General features: G+C 74.6%; 25 protein-coding genes. 11 read left to right on the plus strand and 14 right to left on the minus strand.

Translation table 11 applies throughout. From position 1 onward, the window contains the following. Positions 1-35: 35 nt before the first annotated feature. From ND486_RS24945 to ND486_RS24970, 6 genes are all read right to left on the minus strand, one after another. Complete coding sequence (locus ND486_RS24945; protein WP_251786823.1) at positions 36-992, minus strand: pyridoxal-phosphate dependent enzyme; 957 nt, start codon at positions 990-992, stop codon at positions 36-38. A 163-nt stretch (positions 993-1,155) separates the two neighbouring features. Beyond that, positions 1,156-1,749, minus strand: a complete 594-nt coding sequence (locus tag ND486_RS24950) for a DinB family protein (RefSeq protein ID WP_062400843.1) — start codon at positions 1,747-1,749, stop codon at positions 1,156-1,158. A 93-nt stretch (positions 1,750-1,842) separates the two neighbouring features. Beyond that, positions 1,843-2,073 carry a hypothetical protein gene (locus tag ND486_RS24955; RefSeq protein ID WP_251786824.1) on the minus strand — a complete coding sequence of 77 codons (231 nt, stop codon included), beginning with the start codon at positions 2,071-2,073 and terminating at the stop codon, positions 1,843-1,845. 106 nt (positions 2,074-2,179) lie between these two features. Beyond that, positions 2,180-3,892, minus strand: a complete 1,713-nt coding sequence (locus ND486_RS24960) for a glycerol-3-phosphate dehydrogenase/oxidase (protein WP_346104124.1) — start codon at positions 3,890-3,892, stop codon at positions 2,180-2,182. Between the two features lie 130 nt (positions 3,893-4,022). Then, on the minus strand, positions 4,023-5,540 hold the full coding sequence (glpK, locus tag ND486_RS24965; RefSeq protein ID WP_251786825.1) for a glycerol kinase GlpK: 1,518 nt from the start codon (positions 5,538-5,540) through the stop codon (positions 4,023-4,025). Positions 5,541-5,600: 60 nt separating this feature from the next. Then, positions 5,601-6,464 carry an MIP/aquaporin family protein gene (locus ND486_RS24970; RefSeq protein WP_285899257.1) on the minus strand — a complete coding sequence of 288 codons (864 nt, stop codon included), beginning with the start codon at positions 6,462-6,464 and terminating at the stop codon, positions 5,601-5,603. Between the two features lie 176 nt (positions 6,465-6,640). Between ND486_RS24970 and ND486_RS24975 the strand changes: the two genes are divergently transcribed. Beyond that, positions 6,641-7,402 carry an IclR family transcriptional regulator gene (locus ND486_RS24975; RefSeq protein ID WP_178374095.1) on the plus strand — a complete coding sequence of 254 codons (762 nt, stop codon included), beginning with the start codon at positions 6,641-6,643 and terminating at the stop codon, positions 7,400-7,402. Beyond that, entirely contained in the window at positions 7,399-8,916 is a 1,518-nt protein-coding gene (gene glpK, locus ND486_RS24980; RefSeq protein WP_083474585.1) for a glycerol kinase GlpK, read from the plus strand. The genes ND486_RS24975 and glpK (ND486_RS24980) overlap by 4 nt, the downstream gene beginning before the upstream one ends. A 50-nt stretch (positions 8,917-8,966) precedes the next feature. Here glpK (ND486_RS24980) and ND486_RS24985 read toward each other — a convergent pair whose 3' ends face one another. The 4 genes from ND486_RS24985 to ND486_RS25000 all read right to left on the minus strand — a co-directional run bounded on the left by ND486_RS24985 (position 8,967) and on the right by ND486_RS25000 (position 13,409). Continuing rightward, the gene (locus ND486_RS24985; RefSeq protein WP_251786826.1) at positions 8,967-9,482 is read right to left on the minus strand and encodes a helix-turn-helix domain-containing protein; all 516 of its coding nucleotides are present in this window, start codon (positions 9,480-9,482) and stop codon (positions 8,967-8,969) included. Between the two features lie 614 nt (positions 9,483-10,096). Beyond that, the gene (locus ND486_RS24990; protein WP_062404310.1) at positions 10,097-11,380 is read right to left on the minus strand and encodes an MFS transporter; all 1,284 of its coding nucleotides are present in this window, start codon (positions 11,378-11,380) and stop codon (positions 10,097-10,099) included. A 65-nt stretch (positions 11,381-11,445) separates the two neighbouring features. Then, entirely contained in the window at positions 11,446-12,135 is a 690-nt protein-coding gene (locus ND486_RS29925; RefSeq protein WP_251786827.1) for a GntR family transcriptional regulator, read from the minus strand. Continuing rightward, positions 12,132-13,409, minus strand: coding sequence for an NAD(P)H-dependent oxidoreductase (locus tag ND486_RS25000; RefSeq protein ID WP_251786828.1), 1,278 nt, complete (start codon positions 13,407-13,409; stop codon positions 12,132-12,134). Before ND486_RS25000 ends, ND486_RS29925 begins: the two co-directional genes overlap by 4 nt. A gap of 205 nt (positions 13,410-13,614) precedes the next feature. Here ND486_RS25000 and ND486_RS25005 point away from each other — a divergent pair, with 205 nt between their 5' ends. The 3 genes from ND486_RS25005 to ND486_RS25015 all read left to right on the plus strand — a co-directional run bounded on the left by ND486_RS25005 (position 13,615) and on the right by ND486_RS25015 (position 16,954). Continuing rightward, positions 13,615-14,922, plus strand: coding sequence for an SLC13 family permease (locus ND486_RS25005; protein WP_251786829.1), 1,308 nt, complete (start codon positions 13,615-13,617; stop codon positions 14,920-14,922). An 18-nt stretch (positions 14,923-14,940) separates the two neighbouring features. After that, the gene (locus tag ND486_RS25010) at positions 14,941-15,840 is read left to right on the plus strand and encodes a hypothetical protein (protein ID WP_251786830.1); all 900 of its coding nucleotides are present in this window, start codon (positions 14,941-14,943) and stop codon (positions 15,838-15,840) included. 109 nt (positions 15,841-15,949) lie between these two features. Next, on the plus strand, positions 15,950-16,954 hold the full coding sequence (locus ND486_RS25015; RefSeq protein WP_251786831.1) for a TerC family protein: 1,005 nt from the start codon (positions 15,950-15,952) through the stop codon (positions 16,952-16,954). Between the two features lie 13 nt (positions 16,955-16,967). Here the strand turns inward: ND486_RS25015 and ND486_RS25020 are convergent, their stop codons facing one another. Next, complete coding sequence (locus tag ND486_RS25020; protein WP_251786832.1) at positions 16,968-17,297, minus strand: putative quinol monooxygenase; 330 nt, start codon at positions 17,295-17,297, stop codon at positions 16,968-16,970. A 203-nt stretch (positions 17,298-17,500) separates the two neighbouring features. Between ND486_RS25020 and ND486_RS25025 the strand changes: the two genes are divergently transcribed. Then, complete coding sequence (locus tag ND486_RS25025) at positions 17,501-18,478, plus strand: YafY family protein (protein ID WP_251786833.1); 978 nt, start codon at positions 17,501-17,503, stop codon at positions 18,476-18,478. A 9-nt stretch (positions 18,479-18,487) separates the two neighbouring features. On the opposite strand, the gene ND486_RS25030 is transcribed toward ND486_RS25025, so the two are convergent. Genes ND486_RS25030 through ND486_RS25040 form a run of 3 tightly spaced genes read right to left on the minus strand, consistent with a single transcriptional unit; the run spans position 18,488 to position 21,375 of the window. Next, a complete protein-coding gene (locus ND486_RS25030; protein ID WP_251786834.1) occupies positions 18,488-19,459 on the minus strand; it encodes an asparaginase in 972 nt (323 codons plus the stop codon). A 32-nt stretch (positions 19,460-19,491) separates the two neighbouring features. Next, the gene (locus ND486_RS25035) at positions 19,492-20,733 is read right to left on the minus strand and encodes an FAD-dependent oxidoreductase (RefSeq protein ID WP_251786835.1); all 1,242 of its coding nucleotides are present in this window, start codon (positions 20,731-20,733) and stop codon (positions 19,492-19,494) included. A gap of 9 nt (positions 20,734-20,742) precedes the next feature. After that, positions 20,743-21,375, minus strand: a complete 633-nt coding sequence (locus ND486_RS25040; protein ID WP_224403286.1) for a class I SAM-dependent methyltransferase — start codon at positions 21,373-21,375, stop codon at positions 20,743-20,745. Between the two features lie 147 nt (positions 21,376-21,522). On the opposite strand from ND486_RS25040, the gene ND486_RS25045 reads away from it, so the two are divergent. Genes ND486_RS25045 through ND486_RS25065 form a run of 5 tightly spaced genes read left to right on the plus strand, consistent with a single transcriptional unit; the run spans position 21,523 to position 25,049 of the window. Beyond that, entirely contained in the window at positions 21,523-22,197 is a 675-nt protein-coding gene (locus ND486_RS25045) for a GntR family transcriptional regulator (protein ID WP_251786836.1), read from the plus strand. Beyond that, on the plus strand, positions 22,194-22,994 hold the full coding sequence (locus ND486_RS25050) for a 5-oxoprolinase subunit PxpA (RefSeq protein ID WP_251786837.1): 801 nt from the start codon (positions 22,194-22,196) through the stop codon (positions 22,992-22,994). The genes ND486_RS25045 and ND486_RS25050 overlap by 4 nt, the downstream gene beginning before the upstream one ends. Further along, on the plus strand, positions 22,991-23,626 hold the full coding sequence (locus tag ND486_RS25055) for an allophanate hydrolase subunit 1 (RefSeq protein WP_251786838.1): 636 nt from the start codon (positions 22,991-22,993) through the stop codon (positions 23,624-23,626). Before ND486_RS25050 ends, ND486_RS25055 begins: the two co-directional genes overlap by 4 nt. Beyond that, the gene (locus ND486_RS25060) at positions 23,623-24,564 is read left to right on the plus strand and encodes a biotin-dependent carboxyltransferase family protein (protein WP_251786839.1); all 942 of its coding nucleotides are present in this window, start codon (positions 23,623-23,625) and stop codon (positions 24,562-24,564) included. Before ND486_RS25055 ends, ND486_RS25060 begins: the two co-directional genes overlap by 4 nt. Positions 24,565-24,575: 11 nt before the next feature. Beyond that, positions 24,576-25,049 (plus strand): VOC family protein, encoded by a 474-nt coding sequence (locus tag ND486_RS25065; protein ID WP_224403285.1) that lies wholly within the window; start codon positions 24,576-24,578, stop codon positions 25,047-25,049. Positions 25,050-25,124 lie beyond the last annotated feature (75 nt).

Below are 25,124 nucleotides of genomic sequence, written 5' to 3' on the forward strand. Positions count from 1 at the left end.
CCCGCCTCGCGGACGCCGCGCGCCACAACCGGTGATCACGGCTGCGCCGCGGCGCGGACCACGTCGGCGACGTCGGCGTTGGCGCCGCAGACCACCAGGGCGAGCCGGGCGTCCGGGTGCCGCCGCACGATCCGGCGGGCGGCCGGGACCAGGCAGCCCGCGGCCGGCTCGGCCCAGATCCCGGCGTGCTCGGCGAGGGTGAGGGTGCCGCGGCAGGCCTCGGCGTCGTCGACGACGAGGACCTCGTGCACCAGCGCACGGACGTGGTCGTAGGTCAGCTGCGACGCCGACGGCGCGGACAACGTGGTGATCGCCGACGAGATCGTGACGGGCGTCGGGCCGCCCGCGGCCAGGGCGGCGGACATCGCCTCGGCGCCGACGGTCTCCACACCCCACACCCGGGTGCCGGGCAGCAGCGCGTGGACCGCGGTGGCGACCCCGGAGATCAGCGCCCCGCCGCCGATGGAGACCAGCACGTCGGTCGGCGGCTCGCCGAGAGCGACGGCGTCGCGGGCCAGCTCCAGCCCCACGGTGCCCTGCGCGGCGACGATCACCGGGTCGTCGAACGGGTGCACCAGCGTCCGCCCGGCCCGCTGCAGCTCCCCGGCCTGTGCGAACGCGGCCGCGATGTCGGAGGTGAGCCGTACGTCGGCACCGGCGGCGCGGGCCGCGGCGACCGACCGGGCCGGCGCGGTGCGCGGCATGACGAGGACCGCGTCCACCCCCGCGGCGCCCGCGACCTCGGCGACGGCGAGCCCGTGGTTGCCGCCCGACACCGCGACGACGCCCGCGGCGCGCTCGGCGCCGGTCAGCGACGCGAGCTTGGCCAGCACCCCGCGCGGCTTGAACGACCCGGCCCGCTGCAGGTGCTCCAGCTTGAGCAGCACGGGCGCGCCGAGGGCCGCGGACAGCCCGGGGGAGGGGACGGTCGGGGTGCGCACCACGCCCCCGGCGATCCGCTCCGCCGCCGTCTCGATGTCTGCGATGCTCACCTGGTCCGCCACCGCCGCAACGTAACCCCGGCCCCGCGGCCGTCCGGGGCCGCCCCGGGCGGCGACCGTGTGGCCCGTGGCGGTCGCGGCGGAACCTGCGGTGGGCGGGTCGGCACGACCGCGTCGAACCCGCCCGGGATCCGTGCGGCGCCGTTCGCCCGGCTCAGCCCATCGTCCGCGCGCCGTCGATCGCCTCGCGGATGATGTCGGCGTGCCCGGCGTGCTGGCTGGTCTCGGCGAGCATGTGGATCGCGACCCGGCGGACCGACCAGGACGTGTTCGGCTCGAACCACGGCGCGACCGGCAGGGCGTGCGAGGAGTCCAGGTCCGCGGTCCGCAGCACCTCCTCGGTGCGCGCGGCGACCTGCTCGACCCGGGCCCGCAGGTACTCCAGGGTCTCGTGGTCGGCCAGGACGAACCGGGTGTCCACCCACTCCTCGCCGGAGGCGGACCAGTCACCGCCGTTCGCGCCGGCCTCGGCGTCGACGGCGTCCCAGTCGACGGAGTCGTTGTAGACCTCGACGTCACCGAACGCGGCGGCACCCTCGACGGCGAAGCGGAACCACTGCTCCTCGGTGTCCGCGACGTGCTTGAGCAGCGAGGCGATCGTCAGCGCACTCACCGTGCTGCGGGTGCGCGCCTGCTCCTCGGTCAGCCCGTCGGCGGTCTGCAGCAGGAAGCCGCGGTGCCGCTCCAGGGTGGCGATCAGCTCGGCACGCTCGCCGGTCAGGGCCTGCTTCTCGTCGGTGGCGTTCATCTCCGGGGCCGCCTCTCGGGGTCCGCGGACCGGGGCCGTCCCGGTCCGACGGGAACGACGATAGGACCGATCGCGGACGGATCCGGTCCTCGATCAGGAACTGCCGGTGGGGCGGTCGCCGAGGTCGTGCAGCGCGGTCTCCCAGCGCTCCCGGCGGGCGTTGTCGTCCAGCTCCCACCAGGGGGTGCCGCGCTCGCCGAGGCCGTGCTTGGCCGCGGACACCCGTGTCCGGGCGGCGGCGACGCGCTCGTCGTCGCCGGTCCGCCTGCCGGCCCCGACCTCGGCGCGGGCCTTCCCGAGGTGCTGCTGCAGCGCGGACCGCACGTCGTCGGGGATCGTAGGGTCGGTGGCGCGCCACCGGCGGCCCCGGACGACGATGTACCGCCCGTCCGGGGTCCGCTCGGGTTCGCTCACGGGATGGCGGCGGTGCTCAGCCGCTGACCGGCACCACGTCCGGCGCGCCGAGGCGGGCGGCGTCGGCGGTGGCGTCGTCGGGCATCTTCTGGCTCTCCCGCTCGGCCTCTACCCGCTTGACGTAGTGGTCGACCTCGCGGGCGATCTGCTCGTCGTTCCAGCCCAGAACCGGGGCGACCAGCGTCGCGGTCTCCTCGGCGGCACCCACGCCCCGGTCGAAGGTCTCGATCGAGATCCGGGTGCGGCGGGCGAGGATGTCCTCCAGGTGCCGCGCCCCCTCGTGCGAGGCGCCGTAGACGACCTCGGCCCGCAGGTAGTCCTCGGCGCCGGTGAGCGGCTCGGCCAGGGTCGGGTCGGCGATGAGGAGGTCGAGGACCTCGTCGATCAGCGAGCCGTACCGGCCGAGCAGGTGCTCGATCCGCACCGGGTGCAGCCCGCTGCGCGCGGCGAGCTGGTGGGTCGAGTTGCGCAGCGCCGTGAAGCCCTCGGCGCCGAGCAGCGGGACCTTCTCGGTGCAGGAGGCGGGCACCTTCGCGTCGAGCGAGTGCACGGCCGCGTCGACGGCGTCCTTGGCCATCACGCGGTAGGTCGTGTACTTGCCCCCGGCCACGACGACCAGCCCGGGCACCGGGGTGGCGACGGCGTGCTCGCGGGACAGCTTCGAGGTCGCCTCGGACTCGCCGTGCAGCAGCGGGCGCAGACCGGCGTAGACGCCCTCGACGTCCTCGTGGGTCAGCGGCTGCTCCAGCACCTCGTTGACGTGCGCGAGCAGGTACTCGATGTCGGCCGCGCTCGCCGCCGGGTGCGCCTTGTCCAGGTCCCAGTCGGTGTCGGTGGTGCCGATGATCCAGTGCCGGCCCCACGGGATGACGAACAGCACCGACTTCTCCGTGCGCAGGATCAGCCCGGCGTCGCCGCGGATCCGGTCGCGCGGGACGACCAGGTGGATGCCCTTGGACGCGCGCACCTTGAACTGGCCGCGTTCGCCGGCGAGGCCCTGGGTGTCGTCGGTCCACACCCCGGTGGCGTTGATGACCTCCTTGGCGCGGACGTCGAACCGGTCCCCGGACTCCAGATCCTGCACGGTCGCGCCGATCACGCGGCCGGAGTCCTTCAGCAGTCCGACGACGCGGGCGCGGGTCGCCACGTGCGCGCCGTAGGCGGCCGCGGTGCGGGCGATCTCCATGGTGTGGCGGGCGTCGTCGACCTGGGCGTCGTAGTACTCCAGGGCCCCGACCAGGGCGTCCTTGCGCAACGACGGCACGACCTTGCGGGCGCCGCGACGGGTGAGGTGCCGGTGGTGCGGCAGGCCGCGAGCGCGGCCGGACAGCAGCCCGAGCGAGTCGTAGAGCGCGACGCCGGCACCGGCGTAGAAGCGCTCCCACACGTGGTGCTTGAGCGGGTAGACGAACGGCACCGGGCGGACCAGGTGCGGCGCGAGGGTCTGGATCAGCAGCCCCCGCTCCTGCAGCGCCTCGGCCACCAGGCGGAAGTCGAGCATCTCCAGGTAGCGCAGGCCGCCGTGGATGAGCTTGGAGGAACGGCTCGACGTACCGGACGCGAAGTCGCGGGCCTCGACCAGCCCGGTCGACAGACCACGGGTGGCCGCGTCGAGGGCGGCACCGGCGCCGACGACGCCACCGCCGACGACCAGCACGTCCAGTTCGCGGTCGCCCATCGCCTGCAGCGCCGTGGTACGGGCCTCCGGGGAGAGCGCCACCGATTTCATGATCAGACCTTCCTGAGTGGTTCGTGCTCGTGCTGTCCCGCCGGGGGACTACCCGCTGAACACCCGTCCGATCGCGGGTGTGCCCGGTGTCGCCCCCACGTGTGGTGAGGGCGACACCGGGCGGGTGGTCCTACTCGACGTCGACCCAGTCCAGGGTCCGCTCGACGGCCTTCTTCCACCGGCCGTAGCCCTCGTCGCGCTGCTCCTGCGACCAGGTCGGCTCCCAGCGCCGGGCCTCGTTCCAGTTCTCCCGCAGCTCGTCGGTGTTCTTCCAGAACCCGACGGCCAGCCCGGCCGCGTAGGCCGCACCGAGCGCGGTGGTCTCGGCGACGACGGGCCGCGAGACCGGAACACCCAGCACGTCGGCCTGGATCTGCATGCACAGCTCGTTCTGGGTGACGCCGCCGTCGACCTTCAGCGTCTCCAGGGTCACCCCGGAGTCCTTGGTCATGGCGTCGCTGACGTCGCGGGACTGGTAGCAGATCGCCTCCAGCGTGGCCCGCGCCAGGTGCGCGTTGGTGTTGAACCGGGACAGGCCGACGATCGCGCCGCGGGCGTCGGAACGCCAGTACGGCGCGAACAGGCCGGAGAACGCCGGGACGAAGTACACGCCGCCGTTGTCCTCGACCTGGCGGGCCAGCGACTCCGACTGCGAGGCGCCGGAGATGATGCCGAGCTGGTCGCGCAGCCACTGCACGGCCGAGCCGGTGACCGCGATGGAGCCCTCCAGCGCGTAGACCGGACGCTCGCCCTCGAACTGGTAGCACATCGTGGTGAGCAGGCCGGACTCCGAGCGGACCAGCTCGGTGCCGGTATTCAGCAGCATGAAGTTGCCGGTGCCGTAGGTGTTCTTGGCCTCGCCGGGGGCGAAGCAGACCTGGCCGACGGTCGCGGCCTGCTGGTCGCCCAGGTCACCGGTGATGGGGACCTCGCCACCGAGCGGGCCCCCTCCGAGGGTCGTCCCGAACGCGGTCGCCGACGACGACGGCTTGATCTCCGGCAGCATCTGCCGCGGAATGCCGAAGAAGCCGAGCAGCTCGTCGTCCCAGTCGAGGGTCTCGAGGTCCATCAGCATGGTGCGGCTGGCGTTGGTCACGTCGGTGACGTGCAGCCCGCCGTGGGTACCGCCGGTGAGGTTCCAGATGACCCAGGTGTCGGTGTTGCCGAAGACCGCGTCGCCGTTCTCCGCGGCCTCGCGGACGCCGTCGACGTTCTCCAGGATCCACTGGATCTTGCCGCCGGAGAAGTAGGTGGCGGGCGGGAGGCCGGCCTTGCGACGGATGACGTCGCCGCGGCCGTCGCGGTCGAGCGCGGTCGCGATCCGGTCGGTGCGGGTGTCCTGCCAGACGATCGCGTTGTAGTACGGGCGCCCGGTGCGCCGGTTCCACACGACGGTGGTCTCACGCTGGTTGGTGACGCCCAGTGCGACCAGGTCGGACGCGGACAGTCCGGTCTTGGTGAGCGCCTGCTGCAGGCAGGTGTTGGTGCGCTCGACGATCTCGATCGGGTCGTGCTCGACCCAGCCGGCCTGCGGCAGGATCTGCTCGTGCTCCAGCTGGTGGCGACCCACCTCGTTGCCGCTGTGGTCGAAGATCATGAAGCGGCTGGAGGTGGTGCCCTGGTCGACGGCGCCGACGAACTCGGCCATTGAGCTCTCCTTCTTGCGGGGATCGGGGCGTGGGTGCGGTGGGGACGGCGTTCGGCCGGGTCAGGCCCGCCCGACCTCCTGCGGTGCGTCCTCGGCGGGGATGTAGCGGTCGATCAGCAGCTTGAACAGGCCGCCGCCGACGAGGGCGCCGATCAGCGGCGCGACGATCGGCAGCCACCAGTACGGCGTGCCGTCGCCGGTGACCCACGCGGTCTCGTACCCGGTGATCCACGATGCCAGGCGCGGGCCGAAGTCGCGGGCCGGGTTGATGGCGTAGCCGGCGTTCGCGCCCCAGGCCATCCCGATGCCCACGACCAGGATGCCGATCATGAACGGCGCCATGTTGGACAGCGGGCCCTTGTTGCGCGGGTGGACCAGCGCGAAGATCACGAACACCAGGATCGCGGTGCCGACGACCTGGTCGAAGAACGCCGTCGTGATCGTCGTCGGGTCGCCCGGGGAGGTCGAGAAGATGCCCTGGGTGTCGGTCAGGTTCGGGTCGACCGAGCGGATGAAGTCGGCGTAGACGAACCGGACGATCAGCGCGGCGACGAACGCGCCGAGGGTCTGGGCCAGCACGAACGGCGCGACCTTCCGCCACGGGAAGCCCTCGTAGACGGCGAAGGCCAGCGTGACGGCCGGGTTCAGGTGGGCGCCGGAGATCCGGCCCGCCACGTAGACGCCCAGCATCACGCCGAACCCCCAGGCCCAGGCGATCGAGTCGTAGGCGCCCTTCGAGCCGTCGGGCGTGGTGACGACCTGCGCGACGACGCCGACGCCGAACAGGATCAGGATCATCGTCCCGGCGAACTCGGCGCTCAGCTCGCCGAGCAGCGACGGCGCCTTCGGGGCGGCCGACGGGGTCGCCCGTGTGGTCCGTTCCGCGGGTGCGGGATCGGCCGCGGTGTTCTCGGAGCTCGTCATCGAACCCCCTCCTGGTGAGTCCCCCTCACGGGACCGGGCGGCCCCGCTGTGTGACGTGGGACGCTAGGAGTGCTCGCGGTCGTGGGCAACGAGGATCGTTCGACGATGCCGAACGTTGCGGGTCGATCGGTCCATGATCCAGTCCCCGGAGCGTCCGGACGGCCTACGATCGCTGCGTGGCACGGGCGATCCAGTCGGTGGAGCGGGCGGCGGCGCTGCTGCGGCTGCTCGGCGGTGCGGGGCGCCCGCTGGCGCTGGCCGAGCTGGCGGCGGCGCTGGATCTGCCGCGCCCGACCGCGCACGGGCTGCTGCGCACCCTGCGCGAGGAGGGGCTGGTGGCGCAGGAGTCGTCGTCGGGCCGCTACCTGCTGGGCGAGGGGCTGGGGCGGCTGGGCACCCCGTGGGACCGGCACGACCTGCGCGCCCGGGCGATGAACTGGGCCGACGCGCTGGCGGCGGGCACCGGCTGCGCGGTGTACCTGGGAGTGCCGTCCGCCGACGGGGCCGGGGTCGACCTGGTGCACCACGTGTTCCGGCCGGACGACACTCCGCAGCGGCTGCGGACCAACACGACCCAGCCGTTGCACGCGACGGCGTGGGGGCGGTGCCTGCTGGCCTTCGCGCCGGCGTCGGTGCGGGCGGTCGAGCCGCTGGAGACCTACACGCGGGCGACCGTGACCGACCCGGCGGCGCTGACCCGGGAGATCACGGCGACGCGGCGGCGTGGCTGGGCGGCCGACGCCGGCGGCTGGGAGCCGGGCGCCGGCGGGCTCGCGGTGCCGGTCCGCAGCGGGGGTGGGCTGACCGTCGCGGCGCTGGGGATCGGCGCCCCGGTCGAGGAGCTGTTCGCCGCGGACGGCCGCGCCCGCCCGGAGGTCGTCGTCGAGCTCGTCGCCGCGGCCGCCGAGATCGCCGACGGACTGGAGGGACTGACGTGAGCGGCCTGTCGCCGGGGGAGCGGGTGGTCGCCGCGATCGACCAGGGGACGACGTCGACGCGCTGCCTGCTGTTCACCCGCTCGGGCCGGATGGTCGCGGTCGCCCAGCGGGAGCACCGGCAGCACTTCCCGAGCCCGGGCCGCGCCGAGCACGACGCCTCGGAGATCTGGCGCGCGGTGACCCGGGTCGTGCCCGCCGCGCTGCGCCGCGCCGGCCTGGGGCCGCAGAACGTGGTCGCGCTCGGGATCGCGAACCAGCGCGAGACGACGGTCGTCTGGAACCGCCGCACCGGGGTCCCGCTCGCGCGGGCGATCACCTGGCAGGACACCCGGACCACCGACATCGTCGCCGGTCTCGCCGCCGACGCCGACGCCGCCCGCTGGGCCCGGGTCAGCGGGCTCGGCCCGGCGACGTACTTCGCGGGACCGCGGCTGCAGTGGCTGCTCGACCACGTGCCGGGTGCGCGCGACGGCGCCGAACGCGGCGAGGTCCTGTTCGGGACGATGGAGTCCTGGCTGATCTGGAACCTCACCGGCGGCCCCGACGGCGGCGTGCACGTCACCGACGTCACCAACGCCAGCCGCACGATGCTGATGGACCTGCGCACGCTGGAGTGGTCCGACGCGCTGTGCTCGGCGCTGCGGGTGCCGCGGGGGATGCTGCCGACCATCGTGCCGAACGCCCGCGTCTACGGCCGGTGCTCCGGTCTGCTGGACGGTGTGCCGGTCGCCGGTGCCCTCGGCGACCAGCAGGCGGCGCTGGTCGGCCAGACCTGCTTCGCGCCCGGCGAGGCGAAGTGCACCTACGGCACGGGTGCGTTCCTGCTGAAGAACACCGGCTCCCGCATCGCCGGGTCCGAGGCCGGCCTGATCCCGACCGTCGGCTACCTGTTCGGCGACCGGCCGGTCTACGCGCTCGAGGGCTCGATTGCGATGACCGGATCGCTGGTGCAGTGGTTCCGCGACGCGCTGGGCATGATCTCCACGGCGGCCCGGATCGAGACGCTCGCACTGACCGTCCCGGACAACGGCGGCTGCTATGTCGTCCCCGCCTTCTCCGGTCTCTACGCCCCGCACTGGTACCCCGACGCCCGCGGCGTGATCGTCGGCCTGACCTCCTACATCCACCGCGGCCACCTCGCCCGCGCGGTGCTGGAGGCGACCGCGTGGCAGACCCGTGAGGTGCTCGACGCGATGAACGCCGACTCCGGCCTGCCCGTCACCCGCCTGAAGGTCGACGGCGGCATGACCGCGAACCACCTGCTCATGCAATGCGTCGCCGACGTCCTAGACCTCACGGTGGAACGCCCCCTGGGTTCGGAGGCGGTGTCGCTCGGCGCGGCGTACGCGGCCGGCCTGGCCGTCGGCTACTGGCCGGACCCGGAGGTACTGCGCCGCAACTGGCACCGGGCGGCCGCCTGGGAGCCGACGATGGACCCCGGCCTGCGCCGCCGCGAGCACGACAACTGGCGCCGCGCGGTGCAGCGGAGCACGGGGTGGGCGCGCCCGGACTGAGCCTCGGCCGGCGGGCCCGCCCCGCCTCGGCGGGAGGTGCCGCGCGCCCCTCAGGTTTCTGCCGCCCGCCGTCGACGCCGTCGGACCCGGTCCCGGTACTCGCGGTCCCGCATCTCCTGGACCCGGCGCACACCGACGTCGAGCAGGCGCCCGGCCACCGGGCGGAACCAGTCGACCCACTCCGCGGGGACACCGGTCACGATCCGCCGGGCTCCGGTGTCGGTCACGTCCTCCCAGAGGATCTCGTGGGCCCGCGCGGTCGCGAGGACGAGCAGCCGCCGACCGTCCTCGGGATCCGGCTCGCGCTCGATCAGATCGCGCTCCTCCAGCCGCGCGAGCAGCCGGGCGGTACCCCCGGTGGCGAGCCCGACGGTCTCCGCGACCTCGGCGCCCGTCATGGCCCGCCGGCCCAGCAGCAGCTCGGCGAGCACCGTGTACTCGTGCACCGTCAGCCCGAAGCGCCCGGCAACCGACCGGATCCGGTAGAAGCCGAGCAGCTCGGCCCGGGCGAGGAGCGGTCCGAGTTCCTCCGCGGTCTCGTCCCGGACCCGCCGGTCCTCCTCCACCTGCCTCGCACGTGCGTCCCCCTCCTCGACCTGCCTCGCACGTGCGTCGCGCCCGGTGACCTGCCGGCCGGTGTCCCGCTGATCGGGGTCCTCCTGATCGGTGTCCCCGGGGTCCCCGGTCGTTCCGTCGGACTCCGGCGGCCTGACGGGGTCCGTGCTCCGGCTCCCCGGAGTGAGGTCCGGACGAACTCGCTTACCGGGTGAGCGAATTCCTCGGACCTCCCCACCCGGCGCCCGGGCCGGCTCGTCCTCCGCACTCGGACGATCCGCCCCGGAGCCGGAGCCGGAGCCGCAGCCGACGTCGGAGCCGGAGCCGGAGCCGGAGCCGACGTCGGAGCCGGAGTCGGAGATGGCGCCCGGCGCTGACGGTGTCCCGCCGTCGGACGGATCCGGGGACCTTGTTCCGCGAACTCGCTCACCCGGTAAGCGAGTTCGCGGAACAGAGGCACCCCACCGGCCCCGGTCAGGTCCGCCACCTGCGGTGGCGTCGTCCGCATCGCGCTGCACGGGGAAGCGGTAGCAGTCCGGCCGGCCCACCACGGCGGAATCCGTCGGGCGGTTCGCGATCGTGGTGCCGGTGCCGGTGCCGGTGGGCCGCGGGGTGGTGCGGTGGGTCAGCGGGTGAACGCCCCGGCGTCGGTCAGGTCGGCGGTACGGGTCTCGTGCAGGCCCCACACGCACAGGCCCGACACGGCGGCCAGTCCGGCGATCAGCAGCGACACCGGCCAGGACGCGCCGGTCGTGGCGACCAGGCTCGTCGCGAGCAGTGGCGTGATGCCGCCGCCGACGATGCTGGAGGCGTTGTAGCCGATCGACGCGCCGGTGTAGCGGTAGCGCGTCGCGAACAGCTCCGGCAGGAACGCACCCATCGGGGCGAACACACCGGCGAAGGCGATCATCGCGACCGAGAAGCCGACGGCGATGAGGACCCCGTCGCCGGTCCCGAGCAGCCAGAACAGCGGGAACGCCCACAGGACCGCCAGGATGCAGGCCCACAGACACACCCGGCGCCGTCCGACCCGGTCCGAGAGCACCGCGAGGACCGGGGTCGCCACGCCCATCACCGCCGCCGCGACCATGGCCGCGACCAGCAGGGTCGTCCGGGACAGACCGAGCTCGGAGGTGCCGTAGGACAGGCTGAACGTGGTGACCGTGTAGAAGATCGTGTGGGTGATGATCATTCCGCCGGTCGCGAGGAGCAGGGACCGGGGCTGGCGGCGCACCACCTCGGCGACCGGCGCCTTCTCGCGCTCCTGCTCGCGCATCGCCTTCTCGAACACCGGGGTCTCGGCGATCCGCAGCCGGATGTAGAGCCCGACGACCACCAGGACCGCGCTGGCCAGGAACGGCACCCGCCAGCCCCAGGCGGCGAACTGGGCGTCGGTCAGGGCGGCGGAGAGCGCGAGGAACGCCCCGCTCGCGATGATGAACCCGACCGCCGGGCCGACCTGCGGGAAGCTCGAGTAGAGCCCGCGACGTCCCTCGGGCGCGTGCTCGGTGGCCATCAGGACCGCACCGCCCCACTCGCCGCCGAGCCCGAAGCCCTGCAGGAACCGGCACAGCACCAGCAGTACCGGCGCGGCGATCCCGATCGTCGAGTACGTCGGCAGCAGTCCGATCGCGACGGTGCCGACGCCCATCGTCAGCAGCGAGACCACCAGGGTCGCCTTGCGGCCGACCCGGTCGCCGAAGTGCCCGAAGGCGACCGCGCCGACCGGGCGTGCGACGAACCCGACGCCGAAGGTCGCGAACGCCGCCAGCGTGCCGACCAGGGGGTCGAGGTCGGGGAAGAACAGCGTGCCGAAGACCAGGGCCGCGGCGGTGCCGTAGATGTAGAAGTCGTAGAACTCGATCGCGGTGCCGATGAAGCTGGCGACGGCGATGCGCTGCGCCGACATGGTCGGTGCGGTCTCCGCGTCCGGCCCTCTCGTCGCACGCGGTCCGGTCGATGCGTCCGGTTCGGTCACTGGTCCCCCTCCTCGCGCGGCATCCGCCGCAGCAGCTCCGGTCCGAAGCGGGTCACGTGGGCCCGCGCGGCGGCCTCGGCGCGGGCCGGGTCGCCGGAGGTGATGTCGTCGAGCAGCGAGCGGTGGCTGTCGGCGATGTCGCCCAGGTCGTCGTAGAGGTCGCGGGACAGCCGGAAGACGTGCTGCAGCGGGGCCGAGATCGTCTCCCAGGTGTGCAGCAGGCGTCGTCGTCCGCAGAGCTCGTGGATCCGGCGGTGCAGTGCGAAGTCCAGGGTCACCGCGGCGGCGCTGTCCCGCGCGGCGCAGGCGGCGTGCAGGTCGTCGACGATCCGGCCGAGCTCCCGGGCGTGCTCCGCCGATCCGGTCGTGGCCAGGGCCCGCACGGCCAGCGGCTCGGTCGCGGCGCGCAGCGCGATGATCTCCTCGGCGTCGTCGGCGGTCAGCGTCGCGACCCGGGCGCCGCGGCGGGGGAGCAGCACGACGAGCCCCTCGGCGTCGAGCCTGCGCAGCGCGTCGCGGACCGGGCCGCGGCTGATTCCCAGCCGCGCGGCGAGCTCGCGCTCGACCAGCCGGTCACCGTCGCGCAGCTCCCCGGACAGGATCAGGCCCCGCACCCGGTCGGCCGCCGCGTCGCCGAGGCCGGGATGGGCGGCGAGGTCCCCGACCTCCGGCGTCGGGCTGGTCACCCGGCCTCCAGCTCCGCCCGCAACCGGTGGGCGACACCGGACCCGGTCACCGGCTCGACGTCGTCGCGGGTCACCGGGGCGCCCGCGGCGACGGCGCGCCGCAGCGTGACACCGTCGGCCAGCCCGATCGGCAGGAAACCGCCGGTCCGGGCCGCGGCGGCCGGGCGGACCACCCCGTGCACGGTCGAGCCGCCCTCGCCGTCGAGCCGGTCCCCGGGGACCAGGTCGCGCTTGGCGGTGGCGACGACATCGGCCACCCAGCCCCGCGGCCGCCCGGAGTCCGCGCCGCGGGCCCCCGCGGCGCACACGCTCTGGGCCAGCTCCAGTCCGATGAGGTGGTACGGCCGGTACATCGCGGTGTAGCGGCCCGAGGGGTCGGTGCGCAGCCCGTAGTTCGCGAAGCAGCCCGCGACGTAGTCGCTCGGCGCCTCCAGCGTCACGTAGACGCCCCACCGCAGGTCCCGGTCCACGGGGCTCCCGTCGCGGTGCAGCGACGACACGACCTCCACCGTCCCGGTCCGGTCCAGCACCCCGCCCGCCTCGCGCGGGATGCACACCCGCTGCAGGTCGTCGGTGCCCGCGGGCGGGAAGGCGAGCCCGTCCTCCGGCGGGAGCAGGCCGGTCGCGTTCGCGACGGCGGCCATCTCGATCGCGGACTTCGTGCCGTCGAGGAAGGAGTTGAACATGACCGGGTTCAGCCCGGACCCCGCCGCGTGCTCGGGGGTGAACCCGTAGTGCCCCCACACCGTCTCCGGCGTGGAGCGGTGGTACTCCGGCAGGTACTTGGTGCCCTTCCCGGCGGCGACGACAGCGAAGCCGTTGGTCCGCGCCCAGTCCACCAGCTCGCAGATCAGGCTGGGCTGGTCGCCCGAGGCCATCGTGTAGACCACGCCCCGCTCGGCCGCGCGGGCCGCGAGCACCGGACCGACGAGCACGTCGGCCTCGACGGTCACCATCACGACGTGCTGCCCGGCCTCGATCGCGCCCAGCGCGTGCGCGGCGCCCGCGACGGGGGAGCCGGTCGCCTCGACGACGACGTCCACGTCGTCGGCCCCGAGTACCGCGTCGACCGAGGTCGCGACCCGGGTCCCGGTGAGCCCGGCGGTGTCCAGCGCGGCGCGGCCGCGCTCCTCCGAGAGGTCGACGACGGTGCTGACCTGCAGGTTCGGCACCCGGGCCGCCTGGTGCAGGAACATCGTCGCGAACGTGCCCGCACCGATCACGCCGGCCCGGACCGGTGTGGAGCGCTGCTGCATCGTCTCGAACAGGCCCATCCGGTGTCCCTCCACGCCGCGCCGCCGTGCCACCCCTCTGTGGCCGACGGTGGCACCGTGCGCCGGTGCACGGTCGACTGTCAATGGTTGACCAGACTGTGGACTCCGCGATGTGGTCGCTTGCTCACGATGTGGGTGATCTGTCACGGTGTCGACCGGCCCGGTCACCGCCGTCCGGGCCGGTCGACACCGAGGAGCGAGGCCGATGGGGCCCGAGATCATCGCGATCGCCGTGCTGGTCGTCATGTTCGTGATCGCCACGACGATGCCGGTCAACCTCGGCGCACTGGGGTTGCTCGGCGCGACCGCGGTCGGGATCGGCGTGCTGGGGCTGAGCCTCGACGACGTCCTCGCGGGCTTCCCCGGAGACCTTTTCCTGCTGCTCGTCGGGCTGACCTACCTGTTCGCGCTGGCGACGGCCAACGGCACCGTCGACCTGCTGGTCCACTGGGCGATGCGGGCCGTCCGCGGACGGCTGGTGCTCGCGCCGTTCGTGTTCTTCGCGATCTCCTGCGGCCTCTCGGGGCTCGGGGCGTTGTTCGCGGTCGCGATCGTCGCACCGCTCGCCATGCCCTTCGCCCGGCGTTACGGCATCAACCTGCTGCTCATGGGCATGATGGTCGTGCACGGCGCGCTCGGCGGGGCGTTCTCGCCGATCACCGTCTACGGCGCGTTCGTGAACTCGACGATGGCGGGCGTGGGCCTGCCCAGCGACCCGATCGCGCTGTTCCTGACCCCGCTCGTGGTCAACGTCGTGATCGCCGTCGTGATCTTCCTGGTGCTCGGCGGCCGGTCGCTCGTCGGGCGCACGGTCGATCCGGTCGAGGCGCCGGACGCCGACGCCGCCGCCGGGGACACCGGGGCCGGGAGCGGCGCCGCGGCCGGCACCGTGACCGAGGCCCCGGTCGTCGGCCGGGTCGGGCTGGAGCAGGGCATCACGCTGGCCGGCATCGCGCTCATGGCCGTCGGCTCCGCCGCGTTCGGCTGGGACGTCGGCGTCGTCGCGCTCGCCGTCGCGATCGTGCTGCGGCTGGTCGCCCCGCGCCGCCCGGACGTCGTCGGGAGGATCTCCTGGTCCACCGTCCTGCTGATCTGCGGTGTCGTCACCTACGTCGGCGTGCTCCTGGAGGCGGGCGCGGTCGACCTGGTCTCCTCGGGGATCAGCGGGATCGGGGCACCGCTGCTCGCGGCGCTGCTGCTCTGCTACGTCGGCGGCGTGCTCTCGGCGTTCGCGTCCTCGGTGGCGATCCTCGGCGTCGCGATCCCGCTGGCCCTGCCGTTCCTGCAGCAGGGTGAGGTGTCCGCGGTCGGGATGGTGGCGGCGCTCGCAGTCGCCGCGACCGTCGTCGACGTCAGCCCGTTCTCCACGAACGGGGCGCTGGTGCTCGCCAACGCGCCCGCCGACGTCGACCGGGACCGCTTCTACCGGCAGATGCTCGCCTACGCCGGCGTGGTCGTGCTGGTCGGTCCGCTGCTGGCCTGGGCACTGCTCGTGCTGCCCGGGGTGCTCTGAACGGGTTAACGTCCGGGCATGAACGACGCCGCCGTCGCCGCCGGGCGCCTCGCCCGTGGGCTGGAACCGCTGCACTCCCAGGTCTACTTCGCCCCCGAGGGCGAACCGGCCTACACCGCCGCCGGGCTGGAGCCGGGCCGGATGAGCTACTTCGCCCCGCGGGCCGCACCGATGGGCGCGGTCGGCGCCTCGGTGGTCACCGCGACGTTCTACAACTTCTCCCCGCGCCTGGTCGCGAAGTCGGTCCCGCGGGCGTGGGAGCTGGTGTCCGCACCGGACCTGCTCGACGTGCGGTTCGCCGTCGCCGACGCCTCGCTGCGTCGCACCCTGGGCGACGACGCCGTCGCCTCGCCCGAGATGGCCGAGGCCGCCGGGCTGGCCCGGACCGCGGCCGGGGCCGTCACCCCCGACGGGCGCCCGCTCGCCGCCGGCCACCTCGACGTGCCCTGGCCGACCGCGCCGCACCTGGTCCTCTGGCACGCGCTGTCGATCCTGCGCGAGCACCGCGGCGACGGGCACATCGCGCTGCTGGTCGAGGCCGGGCTGTCCGGGCTGGAGGCGCTGGTGACCGCGACCGCGACGGGCACCGGGTTCACCGTGGCCTTCGCCCGCGGCAGCCGCGGCTGGTCGGCCGCCGAGTGGAACGCCGCCGTCGCCGGACTCGCGGACCGCGGCCTGCTGCAGCCGGCCGACACGGCCGGGGACGACGCCGTCGAACCGGTCCTGACCGAGGAGGGCACGGCGCTGCGCAAGCGGATCGAGAACGACACCCATCGCCTCGGCGCCGCCCCGTGGTCCGCGCTCGGCGCCGACGGGGCCACGCGGCTCGGGGAGCTCGGCGGGGCGTTCGTCCGGACGGCCCTGGCGAACGGGGCGTTCCCCGCCGAGGGGGTCTTCGCGGCGCGTCCGAAGGGCTGATCGCACTCTGCGCCCGGCCTCAGGACGGGCGCGGTGTCCTGACTGCCCGATATGGTGCGCTCCGCAACCGACCATCGTGGTCGGTGTGGTGACCTGCAGGAGGACCCCGGTGCTCGAGATCAGCGGCCTCGAATGGGCCGTCACGATCGGCGTGATCATCGCGCTGCTCGCGTTCGACCTCGTCCTGGGCTGGCTGCGGCCGCACCGGGTGGGATTCAAGGAGGCCACCGCCTGGTCGGTGTTCTACATCCTGGTCGCGATCGCGTTCGGGCTGGTGTTCGCGACGATCCACGGCTGGGACTTCGGCACCCAGTACTTCACGGGCTACATCGTCGAGAAGAGCCTGTCGGTCGACAACCTGTTCGTCTTCGTCGTGATCATGACGACGTTCGCGGTGCCGGAGGAGCACCAGCACAAGGTGCTGACCTTCGGCATCGTGCTCGCCCTGATCATGCGCGCGATCTTCATCGCGGTCGGGGCGACGCTGCTGAACCTGTTCTCGTTCATGTTCCTGGTCTTCGGTCTGCTCCTGCTGTGGACCGCCGTGCAGCTCTACCGGCACAAGGACGAGGACCCCGACATCGAGGACAACATGGTCGTGAAGGGCGCGCGCAGGCTCTTCCCGGTCACCGAGGAGTACGACGGCGGGAAGCTGTTCACCCGGGACGACGGCCGCCGGGTCGCCACCCCGATGTTCATCGTGCTGGTCTCGATCGGCGGCATCGACCTGCTGTTCGCGCTCGACTCGATCCCCGCGGTGTTCGGCGTGACCCAGGAGGCGTTCATCGTCTTCACCGCGAACGCCTTCGCCCTGCTCGGCCTGCGGGCGCTGTTCTTCCTGGTCAAGGGCCTGCTGGACCGCCTGGTCTACCTCTCGACCGGCCTGGCGGTCATCCTGGGCTTCATCGGGGTGAAGCTGGTCCTGCACTGGGCCCACGTCGACATCAACCCGGCCGTCCCGGAGATCCCGACCATGGCCAGCCTGGTCGTGATCCTGGGGATCCTCGCCGTGGTCACCGTCGCGAGCCTGATCAAGACGCGCAACGACCCGTCGATGACCGCCCACGCCGGGTCGCTGCGTGCCCGCAAGGAGCGCTCCGAGCAGCGCGACTGAGCCGGCCCGGCGCTCAGCCGGGCAGGCCGGCCAGGCCGGGCCCGCCGAGCGGGGTGACCTCGATGTAGTCCGGCGGGGCGGTGAGCAGCGCCAGCACGTCGCCCAGGCCGCTCTCGCCGATGTCGCGGCTCAGCGCCGCCTCCGACGACGCGGCGTCGGACCACATCTCGGTGACCCAGACGACGTCGGGCTCGTCGGGGGTGGCGTTCACGACGTAGGCGAGGCAGCCGGGCTGGGCGGCCATGTCGTCGGCGACGCGGAGCAGCGCGCCCGCCAGCTCGGTCCCCTGTCCCTCCAGGGCCACCATCCGCACATACCGGCCGACCCGCTCGCTCGTCTCCACGGCGGCGACCGTAGACGGCCCCTCCCGGCGTCGCGGGGCCGGGGCGGGCTCGGCCGGCGGGCCGGGCGGCGTCGCCGGGGCCGTCCCTCCGCACCGGAGGCGGTGCCGACGATCTCCTCGGACGCCGTGGTTCCGGTCCACTCCGATCCACCCGCCGCCATCCAGGACAGGATCGGACCGGAATCGGCGGCACACTGGTCGTCGTGATGGGGACATCGGCGCGGCTGCTGCGCCTGCTCGGGCTGCTGCAGGTGCCGCGCGACTGGACGGGGCCCGCCCTGGCCGAGCGCCTCGACGTCGACGTGCGCACCGTCCGCCGCGACGTCGACAAGCTCCGCACCCTCGGCTACCCGGTCCACTCCACACCCGGGGTGACCGGCGGCTACCGGCTCGGCGCCGGGGCCGCGCTGCCACCCCTGCTGCTCGACGACGACGAGGCCGTCGCCGTCGCGGTCGGGCTGCGGACCGCCGCGGGCGGGTCGGTCTCGGGCATCGAGGAGACCTCGGTCCGGGCCCTGGCCAAGCTGGAGCAGGTCCTGCCGAACCGGCTGCGCCGCCGCGTCGCCGCGCTGGGCACCGCGACGTCCACGCTCGCCGCGCGCGGTCCGACCGTCGACGCGGACGTGCTGTCCGCACTGGCCGCCGCCTGCCGCGACCACGAGGTCCTGCGGTTCGACTACGTCGCGGGGGACGGGACCGAGACCCGCCGGGTCGCCGAACCCGAGGGGCTCGTGCACACCGGGCGCCGCTGGTACCTCGTCGCCTGGGACACCGGCCGCGACGACCGCCGCACCTTCCGGGTCGACCGGATGCGGCCCAAGCTGCCCGCCGGGCCGCGCTTCGTCCCGCGCCCGGAACCGGAGGGCGGGCTCGCCGCGTTCGCCCAGCGCGGGATCTCCTCGGGTGCCTACCCGCACCGGGCGCGGATCGTGTTCCACGCCCCGGCGGAGCGGATCGCCGAGCACGTCACCCCGGCGTCGGGGATCGTGACCGACCTCGGCGGGGACCGCTGCGAGCTCGCGGCCGGGGCCTGGACCCTGGAGTCGCTGGCGGTGTGGCTGTGCTTCTTCGGCGTCGACTTCGAGGTGGTCGAGCCGGTCGAGCTGGTGGAGCACCTTGACGCGGTCGCCGCCCGCCTCGGGCGGGCCGCGGACCACGCGCGCGCGAACGGCGGCGGCTGACCGGACCGCTCAGCCCACGGCGTGGACGGCGCCCACGGGCGTGCCGTGGCCGAGCACGTCGGTGCGGGTCGCGGCGGTGAGCGCGTCGGACCCGGCGCCGAGGGACTCCAGCACGGCGCGGGCGACGACCGGCAGCGGTCGCGGCGACCCGTCCAGCACGGTGACGGCGAACGCCCGCCCGTCGGGCAGCGCGGCCGCCAGCACACCCTCGGCTCCGTCCTTGACGACCAGGCCCGGCACCGCGCCGGCCAACCGGGTCACCGGCCGGTCCGTGCCGCCGACCCACCACGGGTGCGCGCGGACCGCGGCCGCGACCCGCCCCTCGGGGGTGTCCGGTGCGGCCGTCGCCAGCGTCGCGAAGGCCCTGGCCAGCCCGGCCGGGGTGGTGCCGAACAGCGGGGCGCCGCAGCCGTCGACGGTGGTGACGCCGACCGGCGCCCCGGTCAGCTCGGCGACGGTCTCCCGGACCAGCCGCTGCAGCGGGTGCGCGGGGTCGCGGTAGCCGGCCGTCGGCCACCCCGCGGCCACGCAGGCGGCGAGCATCGCGGCGTGCTTGCCCGAGCAGTTCTGCAGCACCGGCGACGGTCCCGTCCCCGCCGCGCGGACGGCCGCCGCGGCCGCCGGCTCCAGCGGCAGGTCCGGGGTGTTGTCCAGGTCGGCCTCGTCGAGCCCGGCACCGGTGAGGATGCGCCGGACGCCGTCGACGTGGCCGGGCTCGCCGGAGTGCGAGGCACAGGCCAGCGCGAGCAGCTCGCCGTCGAGGTCCAGCCCGGCCCGCAGCATCGCCACCGCCTGCACCGGCTTGAGCGCCGAGCGCGGCAGGAACGCCACGTCCGGGTCGCCGGAGCCGGTCACGGTGCCGCCGGGGCGGTGCACCGCGACGGTGCCCAGGTGCACCGACTCCACCGTGCCCTCCCGCTCCACGACGGCCAGCGGGACGGCGGCGGCCAGGACGGGTGGGACGGTGCCGGGCGTGCTCATGCGGCCGACGCTACGTCCGCCGCGGCGGACGCTCAGGCGGGGACCGGGGCCAGACCCAGCTCCCGTGCCAGCTCCGGCGTCGGATGCACCGGGACGGGACCGTAGGCGTTGTCCCGGGCCGAGCGCCGCCGCACGGCGGGCAGGCGCATCAGCAGCCGGACGAACGCGGGAGGGGCGATGGTGCGGCCGCGCTCGCGGGCCCGTGCGACGCCCCGCTCGATGCGGACCTGTCGGCTCTGCACGGACACGATCGCGGGCTCCCGCTCGGCCTGGACCGCGGCGAGCGTCGCGGTGCCGACCGTGCCCGCCCGCAGCGCGGGCACCAGGTGGTTCGCCGCGGCGAGTGCGTCCTGCAGGGCCATCAGGATCCCGTTGCCGCCGACGGGGGAGATGACGTGCGCGGCGTCGCCGATCAGCAGCAGGCCGGGCCGGTGCCAGTCCGGGACCCGGGAGATGTCGACCGACAGGAGCGTGGCGTCGTTGAGGTCGGTGAGCAGACCGACCCGGCCGGCCAGCCACGGCACCAGCCCGGCGACCTCGCGGCGCACGTGCTCCACCCCGGCCTCGCGCAGCGCCGGATAGCCGCCCTTGGGCAGCGACAGGCCGACCTGCCAGCGGTCCTCGCCGCCGAGCAGGCCGACGTAGCTGCGGGTGCCGAGGAACAGGTCGACGGCGGCGTCGGGCGGGTCGTCGTCGTGGCGGGGCAGGGCGAACCACAGCAGGTCGGTGGTGGCCCCCTGGGACTCCGCGGTCAGGCCGGCGAGGGTGCGCAGGCGGGAGAACCGGCCGTCGGCGGCGACGACCAGCCCGGCGTCGATCCGCTCCCCGGACCGCAGGGTCACCCCGCGGACGGGGTCGTCGGCGGTGCCCGCGCCGAGCAGGCCGTTCACCGCGGCGCCGGTGCGCAGCTCGAAGGTCGGCAGGGTCGCCGCCTCGGCGGCGAGGAAGTCGAGGAACCGGGCCTGCGGCATGAGCGCGACGTAGTCGTAGGGGGTGTCGAGCAGGCCGTAGTCGGTGGTGGTGACCGTCCCGCGACCGGTGCGGAAGCGGAACCGCCGGGCCGGGACGTGCGGCTGCTCCAGCAGGCGTCCGGCGAGCCCGAGCCGGTCGAACAGCTCGAGCGTCCACGGGTGCAGGGAGTCGCCGCGGAAGTCGCGGTCGAAGTCCCGGTGGCGTTCGAGCAGTGTCACCGGCAGGCCCGCCCGGGCCAGCAGGTAGGCGAGCAGCATGCCGCCGGGGCCACCGCCCGCGACGATCGTCCGTTCCGCGGTCACCCGGCCATGTTAGCTCGCCGAGCGAGTGTCTTGTCCATCGAGGGAATTGAACTGGGGGAGCGGTCGGCGGCACAGGAAGGTGCGGGCGGGCGGCGGGTTGCGCCACTCGGTCGCGGTCTCCACGACCTCGTCGAAGTGGGTGTCGAGCAGGTCGCGCAGCACCCGCACCCGGTTCGGCAGCGCCATCCAGGTGATGATCATGCTCATCACCCCGCCCGGGACCAGTCGGCGCGCGATCGTGCCCATGACCTGCAGGCGCAGGGTCTGCGGGAACACCGCCCACGGCAGGGTCGAGACGAACGCGTCGACCTCGGTGATGCCGGCCTCGTCGAGGATCCGGTCCAGGTCGGCGACGTCGCCCTGCACGACCTCCAGCCACGGCTTGTGCCGGCGCAGGTGTGCGACCAGCTCGGAGTCGATCTCGATCGCGAGGTAGCGCGCGTGCGGCCCGAGCCGCTCGCGGATCGGCTCGGCGAGCACCCCCGGTCCGGCGCCGAGCTCGACGACGACGCCGTTCGTCCCGCGCGGGACGACGGCGGCGAGCTGGCGGCACAGTCGCCGTCCGGTGAGGAACGGGGTCGCGAGCTGGTCCATCTTCGAGAACGAGCGTTTGAGGAAGACGGCGTGGTCGGGTCGGCCCATGCGGTACATCGTGGCCGTTCGCGCGGTCCCGGTCATGTCCGGGCGATCCGGGTCACCCGGCGACGGGCGTGTGTCGGGCGGTGTCGTTCCTGTTAAGCGAGCGCCGAGGGGCTTCCGTACACGCTGTATCCACCGTATACAGAGCACATGGCACCGGAAGACCCGCTGGTCGACGCCCTGCGTCGCGCGATCGTGGAAGGCGTGTACCCGCCCGGCCACCGGCTGGTGCAGGAGGAGCTGGCGGACCGCTACGGCGTCAGCCGCATCCCGCTGCGGGAGGCGCTGCGCACCCTGGTCGGCGAGGGCCTGCTGCGCAGCGAGGCCGGCCGCGGCACCTTCGTCACCGAGCTGGACCTGGCCGAGATCGACGAGATCTACGACCTGCGGCGCATGGTCGAGCCGAGCTTCGCCCCGCACGTCGCGGACCGGGTGTCCCGGCGCGACGTCGCGCGGTTCGACGGCATGGCCGGCGACATGGACCAGGTCGCCCGGACCGGCGCCGCCGAGTGGTCCCGCACCAACCTGGCCTTCCACCTCGACATGTACCGGCTCGCCCGGCTGCCGCTGCGCTACGAGCTGATCTCCCAGCTCTACCACCGCCTGGAGCCCTACTCCCGGTTCTACGTGCACGGCACCGGCGCCTACGAGCGCGTGCAGGACGAGCACCGGGGCATGGTGCAGGCACTGGCCGACGGCGACGCCGACGAGCTCGGCCGTCTCGTGCTGGCCCACATCGACGGCGGCCAGGAGGGCCTGCACGCGGCCTGGTCGGCCGACCGGGGCGAGCTCTCCGCGTTCTGGGCGGCACGGGAGGCGAGGTGAGCACCGCGATCGCGCTCAACACCGACGTCGGCGAGAGCTTCGGCGCGTGGGTGCACGACGACCGCCCGCTGCTCGACGTCGTCGACGCGGCCAACGTCGCCTGCGGCTTCCACGCCGGCGACCCCGACGTCATGCGCCGCACCTGCGACGACTGCGCGCGCCGCGGCGTCGCGGTCGGCGCGCACGTGTCCTACCGCGACCTCGCCGGGTTCGGCCGTCGCTTCGTCGACGTCGCCCGGGACTCCCTGGTGAACGACATCGTCTACCAGATCGGCGCCCTGACCGCGTTCGCCGCGGCCGCCGGGACCCGCGTCGGGTACGTGAAGGCGCACGGCGCGCTCTACCACGCCAGCGGCACGCACCCGGCCCACGCCGACGCGCTCGTCAAGGCCGTCCGGCTGGTCGACGCGGGCCTGCCGCTGGTGTGCCTGCCCGGGACCGAGGTGTGGGAGCGGGCCCGCGCGGCCGGCCTGAGCCCGCGGGCGGAGGCGTTCCTCGACCGCGGTTACACCGCCGCCGGCGGTCTGGTGCCCCGCGGGCGCCCCGGCGACCTGCTGCGCGACCCCGCCGAGGCCGCGGCCCGGGCCGTCTCGATCGCCCGCGACGGCCGGGTCACCGCCGTCGACGGGACGGTCGTGTCCGTACGCCCGGCGGGCGGCGCGGTCGCCGCGCTGTGCGTGCACGGCGACACCCCCGGCGCCGACGCCCTGGCGCGGGCCGCGCGGGCCGCGCTCACCGCCGCCGGGTTCGGCTGCGGCCCGGAGCCGCTGGCCCCCGTCACCGGAGCCGTCCGGTGACCGCGCCCGCGGTGCACCGCGCGGGCGACCGGGCGTGGATCGTGGACTGTCCCCCCGGGACCGTCCGCCAGGTCGCCGACGGCGCCGCGGCCGACGGGTGGGACGCCTGGGTGAGCGACGTCGTCCCGGCCGCGTGCACCGTGCTGGTCGTCGCACGCCCCGGTGCCCGGATGGCGGCGCTGCGCCGCCACCTGCGCGCCCTCGCCGCCCGCCCCCCGCGAGGCCGGGGGACACCCGTCCCGGGGCCCCGCACGGTCGAGGTCCCCGTCCGCTACGACGGCCCGGACCTGTCCACCGTCGCCGAGCGGCTCGGGACGACCCCGGAGCTCGTCGCCCGGCGGCACGCCGCCGCCGAGCACCACGTCGGCTTCTTCGGGTTCGCGCCGGGCTTCGCCTACCTCGACGGGCTCCCGGAGGCGCTGCGCCTGCCGCGGCTGTCCACGCCCCGGCCCCGGGTCGCGGCCGGGGTGGTCGCGATCGCCGGGAACCAGACCGTCGTCTACCCGGGTGGGACGCCCGGCGGCTGGCACCGGATCGGCACCACCACGGCCGTCCTCTGGGACGTCGACGCGACCCCGCCCAACCGGCTGGCCCTCGGCGACCGCGTCCGGTTCGTGGAGGTGCCCGCATGACCACGCTGCTCGACCCGCCCGCCCGCGCCGCGCGCCCCTCCGGCCCGTCCGCCGTCGCGGCCCGGCTGCGGGTGCTCGAGGTCCGGCCGGGCTGCAGCGTGCAGGACCCCGGCCGGCCCGGGCTCGCCCACCTCGGGGTCACGGCTTCCGGGCCGGTCGACCGGGCCGCCTTCGCGACCGCGAACCGGCTCGTCGGGAACCCGCCGGAGGAGGCGGCGATCGAGGTCACCCTGGGCGGCCTGGCGGTCGTGCTGGACACGCCGCGCTGGGTCGCGGTCACCGGCGCCCCGGTCCCGGTCACGCTCGACGGGCGGCCGGTCACCGACCCCCGGTGCCTGCGGGTCCCGGCCGGTGCCGAGCTGCGGCTCGGTACCCCGCGGCACGGTCTGCGCAGCTACCTCGCCGTCGGCGGCGGGGTCCGCCCCGCACCGGTGCTCGGCTCGCGGGCCCGGGACTCGCTGACCGGTCTCGGCCCGCCCGTCGTCGGACCCGGGGCCGACCTGCCGCTCGGCCCGGCGCCGGGCGAGCCGCCCGCGGTCCCCGTCGAGCTCGTCGCGCCCCGGCTCCCCGGCCCCGGCACCCGGGTCCGGTTCCACTGGGGCCCCCGCCACGCCGTCCTCGACCCGGCGGACCGGTCCCTGCTCCGGCGCGCCGCGTGGCGGGTCTCCGGGCACTGCGACCGGGTCGGCATCCGGCTGACCGGCGCCACCCTCGCGGTCGGCGACCGCTCGCTGCCCAGCGAGGGTGTGCCGCTCGGCGCCATCCAGGTCCCGCCCTCGGGCGAGCCCATCCTGTTCCTCGCCGACCACCCCGTGACCGGCGGCTACCCGGTGGTCGGCGTCGTCGCCGACACCGACATCGACCTCCTCGGCCAGCTCCGGCCCGGGGACCCCCTGCGTCTGGACGCCATCGTGTCCGGCCGCGACACCGAAGGATGAGAGGTACCCCTGTGTCCGCACCGACCACGGAAACCCCCGCGATCGTCACGTCCGTCCGCCCGCCGTTCCACCTGGCGATCCCGGTGGACGACATCGAGGCGGCCCGGGAGTTCTACGGCACGCTGCTCGGCTTCGGCCGCGGCCGCTCCGCCGAGCGCTGGACGGACTGGAACGTCGCCGGGCACCAGGTCGTCACCCACCAGGTCGGCGAGCCGTCGGACACCCCGCGCGCCGGTGTGGCCGGGACCAACCCCGTCGATGGCCACGACGTGCCGGTCCCGCACTTCGGCCTGGTCCTGAGCGTCCCGGAGTTCCGCGCGCTGGCCGAGCGGCTCACCGCCGCGGGCACCGACTTCGTCATCGAGCCCTACGTGCGGTTCGAGGGCGAGCCGGGGGAGCAGTGGACGATGTTCTTCCTCGACCCCGCGGGCAACGCGCTCGAGTTCAAGGCCTTCGCCGACCCGGAGCAGCTCTTCGCCGTCTGAGCCGTGCCCGGTCGCGGCCCGTCCCCGGACGGCCCGCGGCCGGGGTCATCGGCGGGATGCCGCCCGCCGATGACC

The sequence above is a fragment of the Pseudonocardia sp. DR1-2 genome (assembly GCF_023717215.1).
Lineage (GTDB): Bacteria > Actinomycetota > Actinomycetes > Mycobacteriales > Pseudonocardiaceae > Pseudonocardia > Pseudonocardia alni.

What these genes read in the sequence shown, in the direction of transcription:
- ND486_RS24950 (WP_062400843.1), bottom strand. Translation starts at nt 1,749, where the DNA reads ATGAACGCCACCGACGAGAAGCAGGCCCTGACCGGCGAGCGTGCCGAG.
- ND486_RS24960 (WP_346104124.1), bottom strand. Translation starts at nt 3,892, where the DNA reads ATGAAATCGGTGGCGCTCTCCCCGGAGGCCCGTACCACGGCGCTGCAG.
- glpK (WP_251786825.1), bottom strand. Translation starts at nt 5,540, where the DNA reads ATGGCCGAGTTCGTCGGCGCCGTCGACCAGGGCACCACCTCCAGCCGC.
- ND486_RS24970 (WP_285899257.1), bottom strand. Translation starts at nt 6,464, where the DNA reads ATGACGAGCTCCGAGAACACCGCGGCCGATCCCGCACCCGCGGAACGG.
- ND486_RS24990 (WP_062404310.1), bottom strand. Translation starts at nt 11,380, where the DNA reads ATGTCGGCGCAGCGCATCGCCGTCGCCAGCTTCATCGGCACCGCGATC.
- ND486_RS25000 (WP_251786828.1), bottom strand. Translation starts at nt 13,409, where the DNA reads ATGGGCCTGTTCGAGACGATGCAGCAGCGCTCCACACCGGTCCGGGCC.
- ND486_RS25005 (WP_251786829.1), top strand. Translation starts at nt 13,615, where the DNA reads ATGGGGCCCGAGATCATCGCGATCGCCGTGCTGGTCGTCATGTTCGTG.
- ND486_RS25010 (WP_251786830.1), top strand. Translation starts at nt 14,941, where the DNA reads ATGAACGACGCCGCCGTCGCCGCCGGGCGCCTCGCCCGTGGGCTGGAA.
- ND486_RS25030 (WP_251786834.1), bottom strand. Translation starts at nt 19,459, where the DNA reads ATGAGCACGCCCGGCACCGTCCCACCCGTCCTGGCCGCCGCCGTCCCG.
- ND486_RS25040 (WP_224403286.1), bottom strand. Translation starts at nt 21,375, where the DNA reads ATGGGCCGACCCGACCACGCCGTCTTCCTCAAACGCTCGTTCTCGAAG.
- ND486_RS25045 (WP_251786836.1), top strand. Translation starts at nt 21,523, where the DNA reads ATGGCACCGGAAGACCCGCTGGTCGACGCCCTGCGTCGCGCGATCGTG.
- ND486_RS25060 (WP_251786839.1), top strand. Translation starts at nt 23,623, where the DNA reads ATGACCACGCTGCTCGACCCGCCCGCCCGCGCCGCGCGCCCCTCCGGC.